We start from the raw sequence: 12,726 nt of genomic DNA on the forward strand, positions 1-12,726 counted from the left end.
TTTGGCTCCGGCGGTAGGGATCGAACCTACGACCAATTGATTAACAGTCAACTGCTCTACCGCTGAGCTACGCCGGAACGGTTCGGGCGATATAGCAGTGGTGATTTGCGTCGTCCAGAGGATTTAGGAGAAAAAAGGCAATTTGCCTGTTCTGGGCTCAAATCAACCCAAACACCGATTGAGCGCGTAATGGTAACTCTGGCGTCACCAATTTTTTTTGCATCAGATCAATAAGATGAGCCAAAACATTCCGTTCCGCCGCGGGTAGCAAATTCTCTGGTGTTTCTCGATAAATCTTGCGAGCAAGGCTGTGTGCATTCGATGGTTCTTTTTGCAGAATGTCCAAGATGGCCTTTTCCCGGCTTTTGCGATGTGAAATCAGCCAATTCAAACGCTCTATCGGGGCTGCTATGACATCCCCATGACCCGGGAAAAACGATTGCCAGTCACGCTTTAGCAGGCGGTTGCAAGAAGTCATGAAATCAGTCAGATCACCGTCTGGCGGCGACACCAAAGAACTGGCCCAGCCCATGACATGGTCCGCAGTAAAGCAGTGGTCGCCCCATGCGAGGCAAATGTGATTTCCGATGTGCCCTGGGGTATGCAGAACGTCAATTTGCCAGCCCGGCGCACTGATTTTATCCCCATCCTTGACCGATACGTCAGGTCGAAACTCGGTGTCGATCCCTTCGCCGCCGCCTGCCAACCCGCTTTGTGCCAGAACATTCATGATATCCGAACGGCCGTCCTCGGCGCGACCAAATCCGTAGATCTGGGCTCCACAGTGGTCTTTCAGTGGTTGCGCCAGAGGGGAATGATCAAGATGCGCATGGGTCACGATAATATGCGTGATCCGTTGACCTGTCGTAAGGGCGCTTAGAATTGCATCCAAATGCGCAGATTGGGTCGGTCCGGGGTCAATCACGGCAATGTCTTTTTCGCCCAATAAATAGGTATTGGTGCCACGATAGGTCATGGGTGAAGGGTTTGCAGCCACGATCCTGCGCAACCCGGGAAGCAATGTTTGTGGGCTCCCAATGAGCGGATTGAAATCATCTGTTGCAGGCATCGTCTTTCACTCTTTCTAATGCGCAGACAGCTGGTTAGGGTTTGGCGCATGTTTTTCGGTTGGCTCAAAGGCTATATGCCGCGCGGACTTTATGCGCGAGCTGTTTTGATCCTGTTGTTGCCGGTTGTGTTTTTGCAGCTGGTGGTCACAGTTCTCTTTTTGACACGCCATTTCGAAGACGTCACCCAGCAGATGACGGATACGGTTGCGCGCGAGTTGCGATTGGTTCTCTCAATTGCTGATCAAGCATCGGACAGGGGATCTACCAGTGCGGCCGTCATTTCGGAAGCATCTCAATTGGCGATAACGTTAGAACCTGTAGGGCAGGCGGAAGTACCAGAGCAAAACATGCGGTCTTGGTATGACTTTTCCGGCCGGGTGATTGTAAAGAGATTGCCCGCTGAGATAAGACAAGTTATCAGCATCGATCTGACTGAAAACAGACGGGTTCACGTTTACGCCGACACGCGTTTCGGGCCTGCTAAAATCAGTTTTGATAGACGGCGCATATCTGCTTCAAACCCGCACCAACTATTTGTAAATATGCTGTTTTTCGGTGGGCTGATCACTGTTATTGCAATTCTCTATCTGCGCAATCAGCTGCGTCCGATCAAGCGTTTGGCTCAGGTGTCCGAAGCCTTCGGACGTGGGCGTCACGAACCTTATTCACCTGCCGGTGCGGTTGAAGTGCGCGCGGCCGGCAATGCGTTTCTTGATATGCGCACGCGGATTGAACGTCAGATCGAGCAGCGCACGTTAATGCTGTCCGGGGTTAGTCATGATCTGCGCACGCCCCTGACACGGATGCGTTTAAGCCTGTCGATGCTCGAAGACGATGAGCGGGTGATGCTCGAACAAGATGTAGACGACATGCAAAACATGTTGGACGCGTTCTTGAATTTTGTGAAAACAGCCGGCGAAGGCGAGGCTGAATCGATCAATCCGCACGATTTGGTCGCGGGCGTTGTGGAGGATGCAACTCGTGCAGGTCGTGACGTGACGCTAATGCCTGCCGAAGGCGATGGAACCGGCACGATCAAGTTAAACGCGCTGGCGATGCGCCGAGCTCTCGACAACTTGATTTCAAATGCGGTGCGCTACGGCGCGATGGCAGAGGTTTCAGTTCTATATACGGATAAAACGCTGAGAATCCGCGTGGAAGATGATGGCCCGGGTATTCCGGAGGAACGCAGAGCAGAGGCGACGCGACCCTTCACGCGATTGGATTTATCTCGCAATCAGGACAAAGGCGGCGGCGTTGGTTTGGGACTTGCGATCGCCACCGATATTGCGCGCGCGCATGGCGGTGTCTTGCGTCTCAGCAGTTCGGACAGGTTGGGCGGTTTGCGCGCGGATATTGTGATTGCGCGGTAGTCTCAAAGCATCGGCGAGGGTGAAGGACGGTAGGCCCGGCAGGACTTGAACCCGCAACCAAAGCGTTATGAGCGCTCTGCTCTAACCAGTTGAGCTACAGGCCCGCCGTGTCCCCGTGCTAAGCCGCCGAGAAACCCGCGTCAAGAGGCCGATCACACCAATGGCGGGCGTTGCATGCCCCTTACGAATGCTCTAACCCGCAATCAACACTTCTGTCGCGCGGAGACTGCATCATGCCACTGCCCAAAAACGGGATCACCTATGCCGACGCGGGTGTCGATATTGATGCGGGAAATGCTCTGGTCGACCGAATCAAGCCTGCTGCAAAAAAGACAAACCGCTCTGGTGTGATGGCCGGTCTTGGCGGGTTCGGCGCATTGTTCGATCTCAAAGCAGCCGGCTACACCGATCCCATTCTTGTAGCCGCGACAGACGGTGTTGGCACCAAGCTGCGCATCGCAATTGACACTGGGCATGTAGACGGCGTGGGTGTGGATTTGGTGGCGATGTGCGTCAATGATCTGGTGTGTCAGGGGGCTGAGCCCCTGTTCTTTCTTGATTATTTCGCGACGGGCGCTTTGGAAACCGACAAGGCCGCCCGCATCATCGAAGGCATTGCTTTGGGGTGCGAACAGGCCGGTTGCGCCTTGATCGGCGGTGAGACAGCAGAGATGCCGGGGATGTACCCAGCCGGTGACTTCGACCTCGCTGGGTTTTCTGTTGGTGCGATGGAACGGGGGGAAGACCTGCCCTCCGGAGTGGTGGCAGGCGACGTCCTTCTTGGGCTGGCCTCGGATGGCGTTCATTCGAACGGGTACAGTCTCGTACGCAAACTGGTGGACGTATCCGGTTTGAAATGGGCGGACAGTTGCCCCTGGTCCGAACTGACCCTTGGAGAGGACTTGCTGACCCCGACCAAGCTTTATGTGAAGCCGGCTTTGGCGGCTATTAGAACCGGTGGGGTGCATGCGCTGGCTCATATTACCGGCGGCGGTTTGACCGAAAACCTGCCGCGTGTTCTGCCCGATAACTTGGGAGCGTCGATTGAACTTGGCACCTGGGCGCCGCCTGATGTGTTCAGTTGGATGGCGCGCACCGGCAACATAGCCGAGGCAGAAATGCTCAAGACCTTCAATTGTGGTCTGGGCATGATCCTGGTGGTAGCGCCGGATCGAGCGGATGCTCTGACGTCGGTTTTGGCCAACCATGGTGAAGACGTCACCCGCATCGGTCGTGTATCCGAAACAGCAGGCGTTGCTTACCAAGGTACGCTTTTGTGACCAAACGCGTTGCCATCTTTATTTCCGGTGGCGGATCGAACATGCTCAAATTGCTGGAGAGCATGACGGACGATCATCCGGCGCGCGCTTGTGTGGTTGTTTCCAATGATCCGAACGCGCGCGGGCTGGAAATTGCTGAAGCGCGTGGGGTGCCGACAGAAGTTGTGCGCCATCAGCCTTTCAAGGGCGACCGGCGGGCGTTTGAACATGCGCTTTCCGGCGTGCTGGCGCCGCATGCGCCTGATATCATTTGCTTGGCCGGTTTCATGCGTAAGTTGACCGCGGAATTTGTGGATCCGTGGCGTGACAAAATGCTGAATATTCATCCGTCACTGTTGCCCAAATACAAAGGCCTGCACACTCATGAACGCGCCTTGGCTGCCGGTGATAAGTTTCATGGCTGCACGGTACATAAAGTAACTCCGGAACTGGATGGCGGGCCCATTCTGGGGCAGGCTAAGATACCGGTTCTTCCCGATGACACCCCCGACCGTCTCGCAGCGCGCGTCTTGACGCAGGAACACTTGCTCTATCCGGCCGTTTTACGCCGGTTTGCTGGTGGCGATAATCGTCTTGTTATGCTGCGTTAAGGCTTCGTTCAGGGTTCTGGTCAAAGCTGTGGACGTCGTGTAACAGTTTTTGGACTGGGTATGATGAACGCCAGAAGAAAAAAGAAACGCCCGAATGAAAACACTCACAACGACTGAGGAACTCGCCACTTTTTGTACAGAAGCGGCAGAACATGACTATGTTACAGTTGATACCGAATTTTTGCGCGAACGGACTTACTATTCCAAGCTGTGCCTGATCCAGCTGGCGATGCCCGGTGCAGATGACAGCACTGCCGTTCTGGTCGACCCTCTGTCCGATGACCTTTCGTTGGAGCCACTCTACGCGCTCTTCAAGGATACATCGGTGGTCAAGGTTTTCCACGCAGCGCGGCAGGATCTTGAGATCTTTTATGTCGATGCGCAGGTCTTCCCCGAACCTCTTTTCGATACCCAGGTCGCGGCGATGGTCTGCGGTTTTGGTGAGCAGGTAGGCTATGAAACGCTTGTCCGTCGGATCGCCAAGCAGCAACTCGACAAAACATCGCGCTTTACCGATTGGTCGCGGCGCCCACTCACTAATGCGCAAAAAACCTACGCATTGGCAGACGTTACGCATTTGCGCGACATCTATGAATACCTTGCCAAAAAACTTGCCGAAACCGAACGAAGCCGCTGGGTCACCGAAGAACTCACAGTTCTGACAAGCCCGGACACCTACATCATCCCGCCCAGTGAAGCGTGGCGGCGTGTGAAAACTCGCACGAACTCCCCAAAATTCTTGTCGGTTGTGCGCGAACTTGCGGCCTTTCGCGAGAGTTTTGCGCAAGATCGCAACATTCCCAGAAACCGGGTTTTCAAGGATGATGCCTTGGTGGAGCTTGCCTCAAACAAGCCCAAGAACAATGAGGAGTTGAGCCGTGCCAGGCTGCTGCTCCGCGAAGCCCGACGCGGCGACATCGCCGACGGGATTCTCAAAGCCGTTGCAGCGGGTGTGGATTGCCCGCCAGATCAGATGCCGAAACCCGACAGATCGCGGGACAAACTACAAGTAAATCCGGCGCTGGCAGACCTGTTACGCGTGTTGCTGAAAGCCAAGACCGAAAGTGCAGGCGTTGCTGCAAAACTTATTGCGCCAACAGCTGATCTTGACGCCATTGCCGCTGGCTTGCGTGACATGCCCGCCCTGTCGGGTTGGCGCAAAGAAGTCTTTGGCCGCGATGCGTTACGGTTGTGCGAAGGCAAAATCGCATTGACTGCCGATGGGTCCGACGTCCGTATTGTTGCGCTCGACTGACACGTCAGCCTGGCGTTATGGCACCTATCGGCGGGCTTGCAGGGCGTTTTGCGCCGCTTCCACGCGGATTGTGCGCGTGCCTTCTAACGCCTGATTTGACAGTTTGAGTGCCACTGCGACTTCGCGGGAGGCCGGTGAACCTGCCCCAGCGCTGGGGCCTTGCAGCCCCTCAAGTCTGAAGGTTAATACGCCCTCAACGGGGGTGTTATCGCTGTTTACGGGCGTCAGGTTGACTGCGTAAACGCCTTGGCGTGCCGGAACTCCCGTCACGCGGATAATAGCACCACCGGGCACACGCTCGACCACAAGGGTGCTGACGGTGTCGAGAAGTTGACCGTAATAGGCAATTTCTTCTTCGTCTGAATTGAATACGCCAGTGCGCGTAGGGATGAGTGGATTGACGTCGCCGCTTTCAACCGAAACGGGGGCCGCCGCTGAACGTGAACCGCCGAACCAATTGAATGGGTTGGCTTTGGTCCCGCAGGCAGAAACCGCGAGAGTGGACATCAAAAGTGCGGAAACTGTCTTGCGCATGCGGCCTGCCATCAATTCTTTTCGGTTTTGACGTATCTTATCTTAGCCCCGGTTAAAAGCGTCAAGGTCGCTGGACCTTTTTGCCGCGAGACCCTACCTGAGGGGAAGCAAGAGAGGGTGACTATGGCGCAAGCGGCTTTCGAAGAATTGGTTGAAGATTTCGAATTTCTTGAGGATTGGGAAGATCGGTACCGTTTGGTGATCGAAGAGGGTAAGGCCATGCCGGCGCTAGACGACGCTTTGAAAGTGCCTGCCACCAAAGTAGATGGCTGTGCCAGTCAGGTCTGGCTACATGCCTCGACGGAAGGCGGTGTTCTGCATTTTGATGGCGAAAGCGACGCGATGATTGTGAATGGCTTGATTGCGGTGCTCAGAAAGCTCTACAACGGCTTGCCTTTAGGCGAGGTTTTGGCCGTTGATGCCCGTGAGGCCATGGGGCGTTTGGGCTTGAACGACCACCTGTCGGCGCAGCGATCGAATGGCCTGCGCGCGATGATCGACCGGATCCGACTGGTCGCATCTTCCACGTGATCCAAATGAGGCGACACAGACGCCACGCCATTATTTGAATTTCCTGGCGGAAATTGGCGTGCAGCCGTCAGTGTTGGTCCGTCTTGTATGTGGGGGGTTAAAGCTTGCCGAGGGCTTTGGACAGATCGCCATAGCCTGTAAACCGCCGCTCGAAATCAAGCCCGAGCAGGGCGGCGCAGTCTCTTGCCTTTTGTGTCAACTCAGGATCATCCGTCTGTGCCTGGTAAACGAGTTTCTCGTAGTTGCCAAAGTACATGTCGCGCAACTCGGGATGACGGTCGAGGCCCATGGGTTTTACAACAAAGGCCTCGAACTGACGTACAAGAAAGTCTGTCAGATAAAAGGCGGTAATCTCCGTGTCCAGATGCGTCGCAAACCGGTCATTGCCTTCGAAAAAGGAATAGCAATGCGGCCCGGCGATCATTTCGACGCCAAGCGCGTCACAGGCCGCCTGCAGCTGACCGCCCGTGCCGCAATCTGCGTAGACGATGAAGATTTTGTCATAGTCGGTTCGGTGTTTGGCCACAGTATCGCGCACCGCTTGCGTGATTTTTTCAGGGTGGAGATGAAATTTGGCTGGTAGGCAGGTGAGGTCCAGATGAGACCAGCCGTTTGCCGCCTTGAGGTCCAGAATTTCACGCGCCAAGGCACCGCATGCTATTAACAGCACCTTGCCAGAAGGCCTTGCCAGGGGCAGGCCTGCATCTGTCAGTTTGCTGTCGTTCAGGTCCTGCATGTCAGCCTTTCACAAAAACGGCCCATGCCGGTGTTCCGACACAGGCCGATAATCCGGTGTTGGGATATCAGGCGGATTTTTGATTGTGTTTGCGGCCGACCCATTCTTTTGCTGTCTCCACGGCTACCGCAGCATCGCGGCAATAGGCATCTGCGCCGATGGCTTTGCCGAATTCTTCGTTCAACGGTGCGCCCCCGACCAGAACAATGTAGTCATCGCGGATGCCTTGTTCTACCATGGTGTCGATCACAACCTTCATATAGGGCATCGTCGTGGTCAAAAGCGCGGACATGCCCAGAATGTCGGGGCCTTCTTTTTCCATGGCGTCAAGGTAGGAGTCCACGGCGTTGTTGATCCCGAGGTCGACCACCTCGAAACCGGCACCTTCCATCATCATCCCCACAAGGTTTTTGCCGATATCGTGAATGTCGCCTTTGACGGTGCCGATGACCATTTTTCCGACGCGGGGTGCGCCGGTTTCCACCAGTAGAGGTTTGAGGATGGCCATGCCGCCCTTCATGGCGTTTGCGGCAAGCAAGACCTCAGGCACAAACAAGATACCGTCGCGGAAATCGGCGCCAACGATGGTCATACCGCCCACCAGGGCCTTGGTCAGGATGTCATAGGGCGCCCATTCGCGTTCAAGAAGAATCTCGACGCTTTCGATGATTTCTTCTCTCAGGCCGTCGTAAAGATCATCAAACATCTGTTGAACAAGCTCTTCGTCGTCCAACTCAGAGAGGATGATATCGTCTTCTTCCGACATGCGCTTTCCCTTTGTTGCCACGCCGTGAGGCGGGCGTAATCTATATTCTCTTGTGACATAACGACCGGATACGACTTTTCAAATTGCGACACGCGGGTTACGTTGTGCGACGCGATGCCGCTATTTCTTATGTTTATACAATTCCCTGTACAACCTTAGGCACATGTTCCGCACGCGAAACTTTCTCATAATGTTGTATAGTTTAAGGTGGGGTTACTCTGCAGCCTGAACCAATTTTAACTGGCCTTGACGGTCTGGAAAACTGGCTGTGTCAGAGGCTCGTGCATTCGGGTTTCGAGCGTAGAGCAGTGCGAACATTGGCGGTGTGAAATAGAACGAAACCACGGTTGAGAGCAAAACGCCGCCCGCCACCGACATTGCGAAGGGCGGCCAGAAGCCACCACCGGCCAGGATCAACGGCAAAAAACCCCCGAAGGTTGTAATGGTCGTGCTGAAGATATGTCGGCTGGACCCCATCAATACATCGACCATTGCGTTTGTGTCTCCAGCACGGGAGGCCGGGTCGTCGCGTAGACCGGTCATGATGATGATGGCGGCGTTGATGGACACCCCAATTGAACCAATAACGCCGATGATCGCGTTGATACCAAACGGATATTGGAAAATCGCAAGAGCCAGAATACTGAGGCCGGCAGACAATCCGCTGACCATAAGCGCGATGAAAGTCAACCGGAAGGAATTGAAGGTCATAACGATGGTCGCAATAGACAGCGTCACGATCAGACCCAGAGATGCCAGAAGATTGCCCAGCGTATCCGCACGCGCATCGCTGTCGCCGCCGATTTCAAGACGGTATCCTGCGGGCAGGCGAAAGCCTTCGGCCTCCAGGGCATCCTGGACCTGCAGCAATGCTTCTTCGGGCAGTACATCTCGCAAGATAAAAGCCTGTATCGTGTTTACACGTTCGGCGTTACGCCGGGTGATGATGGGTTCGCTTGGAGCCAAAGTGATCTCTGCCAGACTTGAGAGCGGGAAGCCGGGAAAGCCTCCGCTCAGGGACATCGCGCCAGCGTCCGGTGGCAAGAGAATCATATCGGCCACTGCAGTCAGATCGCTCCGCGTTGCATCACCAAAGCGGACGCGGACGGGCAGTTCTTCGGGCCCTTCCAAAAGCGAGCCGCCCAGGACACCTTCAAGCCCTGCTTCCAGCTGTCGGGCGACACTGGCCAGATCCAATCCGACCTGACGGGCTTTGGCCTCATCCACGTCGATGGTGACTTCCGGGGCGCCGGTTGTGATGGTACCACGGGTCAGGGTGACCGCATCAACCTCGGAAATGATGCGGCGCATCTGATCGCCCACGTCGCGCAGGGTGGCAATATCTGGGCCGACCAAGCGAAGTTCGACCGGCGCATCCACCGGCGGGCCTTGCACTAGGCCGCGCACCAGAACCTGAGCCTCAGGCGCTGCCGCGCCGATCTCACGTTCCAGCCGCGCGATCAGGTCTTCTGTTGCACCCGGAGAATGGGTGGTTACGAGGGCTTGGGCGAACCGCGCTGCGTTGTCGCGCGCGCTGACCATATTGTAGTAAAATGCAGGTGCGGATTTGCCGATCACCCAGGAGACCTGTTTGACCTCGGGTGCAGCCCGCAGCAGGGTGTCCAACCTGTCCGCGACGGCCGCTGTCTGTCCGATGGCAGCGCCGGGCCGCAGGTCCACTTCGATGTGGAACTGGTCGCGGTCGACGCCAGGAAAGAACTGGGCCGTCAAAAGCGGCATCGACATAAAACCCAGGACGGGCAAGACCAGCGAAAAGGCAACGGCACGCACCGGATTGCGCAGGGACCAGCTGAGCGTGGCAGCAAAAGCAACTTGCAGGCCATGCCATTTCAAGCCACTTGCCAGAATGCCATTTTTGCCAGCTGCCGGCATGGCCCATCCGGCGATGGCAGGGGTCAAGGTGATAGCGACTACAAAAGACCACATTAGCATTGTCACCACCGCGATCGCGATGGACCCTACGAAGTCCCCGGCGGGTCCCGGCAGCAAAATCATTGGTGTAAAGGACAAAGCGGTCGTCACGGTGGAGGCAAAGAGTGGGGCAATCAGCCTGCGTACGGCGCCTTTGACCGCGGCAATCCGGCTTTGACCCTTCGCTATGCGTTGCCCGACCGCGTCGGTCATCACAATGCCAGCATCGACCAGCAGCCCCAGGGCGACAATCAATCCGGTCACGGACATTTGGTGGATGGCAAGGCCAATGAAATTCATTGTGGCCAGTGTGGCCAGGGAGACCAGCGGCAGAATGAGGGCCACGATGAGCGCGGCGCGCACCCCCATCGTGATCAACAAAACGCCGACGACCAGCGCGACACCGAGTGCCATATTGCCGCCGACCTCCGCGAGGCGATCAGCTGTGTAGCGGCTTTGGTCGAAGATGAGCTCGGCGCTGATACTGGAGGGAACATCGGATTGGAACGCCTCGAGCGCTCCGGTGACACGTGCCATCCAGGCGTCGACCTGCAGACCTTCTTCCAATTTGGCCGCAACCAGCACGGCTGCTGCCCCATTGTGTACTGCGTGTTCGGTGAGCGGCAGGCGCGGCCCACGGCTGATCTCGGCCACATCCGCAATGCGGGTCACCTGACCGTTGGGTCCTTCGCGGATAATCATCTCGCGCACCCGGTCCAGCGCCGTGATGTCGCCGTTTATGTCAATGATCAACTCATTGGAAAAGCTGCGCACGCGGCCTGCCTGACCTTTGCTGTCCGCGCGCGCAATGGCCGCGGACACATCATCCGCAGTCAGACCCAGGGCGGCGGCTTTGATCGGGTCGAGCGTGACAAGCACCTCTTCTTCAGGCGCGCCGAACGTCTCAACTTGCTTGGTGCCGGACAGGCTGCGGATGTCATCAGCAAGGCTTTCGCTGAAGCGTCCCATGATCGACAAGGGCACATCGTTATGTGTGGCTGATAAAGCAACGATCGCGCCGAAGGTACCCGCTCCGTCTGACGAAAAATCAGGCGTCTGCGCACCTTGCGGAAATTCGGCCTCGGCATCCCCCAGGACATCGCGGATCTCGGACCAGACCTGCTCGATTTCATCATCCCCCAGGGTGTCCTGCAATTCGACCTGAACGATGGAGATCCCGGTAGATGAGGTGGAAGTGATTTCATCGACTTCAGAAATTTCGCGCAAGACTTCTTCGATCTCCGCTGTCACCCGCGTTTCTACCTGTGCCGGGTCTGCACCGGGGTAGGGCGTTGTGATGGTAGCAAAGAGATTGGTGATGGTCGGGTCTTCCTGCCGCCCGATGGCCAACAGGGAAGAAAGACCCGCCGCAATAATGACGAGCAAGGCCAGCGCAACAATGCGTGGTTCGCGGAAAGTCAAGGTCTCCATCAGCCAGCCTCGCCTGCGATACGCACGGCTTGCCCTTTGACCACGCGATGAGGTCCGTCGGTGATGTAGCGGGTTTCTGGGATGAAGGTGCCGCGCACATAGGCGCGCTGTGCATCAGAGAACAAGACCTCAACCGCTTCGCTTTGCACGACCTTCGCCCCGTCATCCGGCAGCGTCAGCAAGCGCCACAAGCCACGGGGGGCGTCTTGCAGAGCCGATATCGGAACCCAGGCGCCACGCTCGACCACATGCTGCTTCAGCACCAAAACACCTGTTTCGCGCAGTGGCGGCAATGTTGAGCCCTCAAAGGTGAATACGGCAGTACGGGTACGGGTTGCGCTGTCCAGTTCGGGCAAAAGCGAGTCAAACCGCAACGGGTAGCTTTGACCGTTGAATTGCGCGTGAAACGCGGCGTCGGTGGTCAGCGCGCCGATCATGCCCGGCGTCAATCCGACACGAAACTGATGACCCGTGGTTTCCACCAGGGATACGATAGTCTGTCCAGCACTTACCGTACCACCCGTATCTACAAGACGCGCAGAAACGGTAGCGGCAAAGGGTGCAAAAAGCCGTGATTTCTCCAATTGCAGATCCACGGAGACGAGAGCCGCGTCAACTTCGGCAATTCTCGCTTCGAGCTCAACCAGACGCAAGGCGATGTTGTCCACGGCTTGGATCGATGCAAATCCCCGGTCTTTGAGCTCTGTTTGCCTGTCGGCGGTACGTCTGGCCAGTTCTGCCTGTGCTTCCAACGCGCGCCGGTTGGCGATCAGCCGTGTCTGTTCCGCTTCGATCAAGCGCGTATCCAAAAGCGCGATCACGGCGCCCGGTGCCAGGGTGTCGCCTTCGTCGACCAACATCTGCGCAATGGTGCCGCCCTGTTCAAAGGCCATTTCGGTGCGTTGGGCTGCTTGTATCTGACCCGGGAATTGGCGCGACACCGCATATCCGTCTTCAAGTGTCAGCCTGGCGGTTCGAACTTGCATCGGCGGCGGGGCTTCAGGCGCCGACACGTCTGCGGCGCGATCTGCCAGCACGGTTTGCCCGACAACGATCATGCCCACCGCGGCTGCAATCGCCAAAAGGGTGAAGACTATCGTTGCGCCTTGTCGTAATGTGCGGCGCCAAAGAGGTTTATGATGATCGGTTGTCGTCATGATGCAAAGCCTCACTTGCGAAGTAAGTGTCACTTACATATGTTACAGGCTCTTACTTAATCAAGCGCAAA

At 56.5% G+C, this 12,726-nt stretch carries 11 protein-coding genes and 2 tRNA genes; 5 read left to right on the forward strand and 8 right to left on the reverse strand.

Annotation, left to right across the window (positions count from 1 at the left end):
• Positions 1–2: 2 nt before the first annotated feature.
• Together AB8B75_RS19040 and AB8B75_RS19045 are read right to left on the reverse strand one after the other, a co-directional pair.
• Positions 3–77: transfer RNA gene (locus tag AB8B75_RS19040), tRNA-Asn, on the reverse strand.
• A gap of 80 nt (positions 78–157) precedes the next feature.
• A complete protein-coding gene (locus tag AB8B75_RS19045; RefSeq protein WP_405364403.1) occupies positions 158–1,069 on the reverse strand; it encodes an MBL fold metallo-hydrolase in 912 nt (303 codons plus the stop codon).
• Between the two features lie 48 nt (positions 1,070–1,117).
• Between AB8B75_RS19045 and AB8B75_RS19050 the strand changes: the two genes are divergently transcribed.
• Positions 1,118–2,443, forward strand: coding sequence for an ATP-binding protein (locus tag AB8B75_RS19050; RefSeq protein ID WP_405364404.1), 1,326 nt, complete (start codon positions 1,118–1,120; stop codon positions 2,441–2,443).
• Positions 2,444–2,473: 30 nt separating this feature from the next.
• Here the strand turns inward: AB8B75_RS19050 and AB8B75_RS19055 are convergent.
• A tRNA-Ile gene (locus AB8B75_RS19055) sits at positions 2,474–2,547 on the reverse strand.
• Between the two features lie 129 nt (positions 2,548–2,676).
• Here AB8B75_RS19055 and purM point away from each other — a divergent pair.
• The 3 genes from purM to rnd all read left to right on the forward strand — a co-directional run bounded on the left by purM (position 2,677) and on the right by rnd (position 5,568).
• The gene (purM, locus tag AB8B75_RS19060) at positions 2,677–3,723 is read left to right on the forward strand and encodes a phosphoribosylformylglycinamidine cyclo-ligase (protein WP_405364405.1); all 1,047 of its coding nucleotides are present in this window, start codon (positions 2,677–2,679) and stop codon (positions 3,721–3,723) included.
• On the forward strand, positions 3,720–4,313 hold the full coding sequence (gene purN, locus AB8B75_RS19065; protein WP_405364406.1) for a phosphoribosylglycinamide formyltransferase: 594 nt from the start codon (positions 3,720–3,722) through the stop codon (positions 4,311–4,313). Before purM ends, purN begins: the two co-directional genes overlap by 4 nt.
• 94 nt (positions 4,314–4,407) lie before the next feature.
• Positions 4,408–5,568, forward strand: a complete 1,161-nt coding sequence (rnd, locus tag AB8B75_RS19070) for a ribonuclease D (RefSeq protein WP_405364407.1) — start codon at positions 4,408–4,410, stop codon at positions 5,566–5,568.
• Between the two features lie 24 nt (positions 5,569–5,592).
• Here the strand turns inward: rnd and AB8B75_RS19075 are convergent, their stop codons facing one another.
• Positions 5,593–6,102 carry a hypothetical protein gene (locus tag AB8B75_RS19075; protein ID WP_405364408.1) on the reverse strand — a complete coding sequence of 170 codons (510 nt, stop codon included), beginning with the start codon at positions 6,100–6,102 and terminating at the stop codon, positions 5,593–5,595.
• 123 nt (positions 6,103–6,225) lie between these two features.
• On the opposite strand from AB8B75_RS19075, the gene AB8B75_RS19080 reads away from it, so the two are divergent.
• A complete protein-coding gene (locus AB8B75_RS19080; RefSeq protein WP_405364409.1) occupies positions 6,226–6,633 on the forward strand; it encodes a SufE family protein in 408 nt (135 codons plus the stop codon).
• Positions 6,634–6,730: 97 nt separating this feature from the next.
• Here the strand turns inward: AB8B75_RS19080 and AB8B75_RS19085 are convergent, their stop codons facing one another.
• The 4 genes from AB8B75_RS19085 to AB8B75_RS19100 all read right to left on the reverse strand — a co-directional run bounded on the left by AB8B75_RS19085 (position 6,731) and on the right by AB8B75_RS19100 (position 12,655).
• On the reverse strand, positions 6,731–7,369 hold the full coding sequence (locus AB8B75_RS19085; protein ID WP_405364410.1) for a DUF1638 domain-containing protein: 639 nt from the start codon (positions 7,367–7,369) through the stop codon (positions 6,731–6,733).
• Between the two features lie 67 nt (positions 7,370–7,436).
• Positions 7,437–8,135, reverse strand: a complete 699-nt coding sequence (locus tag AB8B75_RS19090) for a corrinoid protein (RefSeq protein ID WP_405364411.1) — start codon at positions 8,133–8,135, stop codon at positions 7,437–7,439.
• Positions 8,136–8,348: 213 nt separating this feature from the next.
• Positions 8,349–11,498, reverse strand: coding sequence for an efflux RND transporter permease subunit (locus AB8B75_RS19095; protein ID WP_405364412.1), 3,150 nt, complete (start codon positions 11,496–11,498; stop codon positions 8,349–8,351).
• Positions 11,498–12,655 carry an efflux RND transporter periplasmic adaptor subunit gene (locus tag AB8B75_RS19100; protein ID WP_405364413.1) on the reverse strand — a complete coding sequence of 386 codons (1,158 nt, stop codon included), beginning with the start codon at positions 12,653–12,655 and terminating at the stop codon, positions 11,498–11,500. The genes AB8B75_RS19095 and AB8B75_RS19100 overlap by 1 nt, the downstream gene beginning before the upstream one ends.
• Between the last annotated feature and the right edge of the window lie 71 nt (positions 12,656–12,726).

Source organism: Roseobacter sp., assembly GCF_045106495.1.
Lineage (GTDB): Bacteria > Pseudomonadota > Alphaproteobacteria > Rhodobacterales > Rhodobacteraceae > Roseobacter.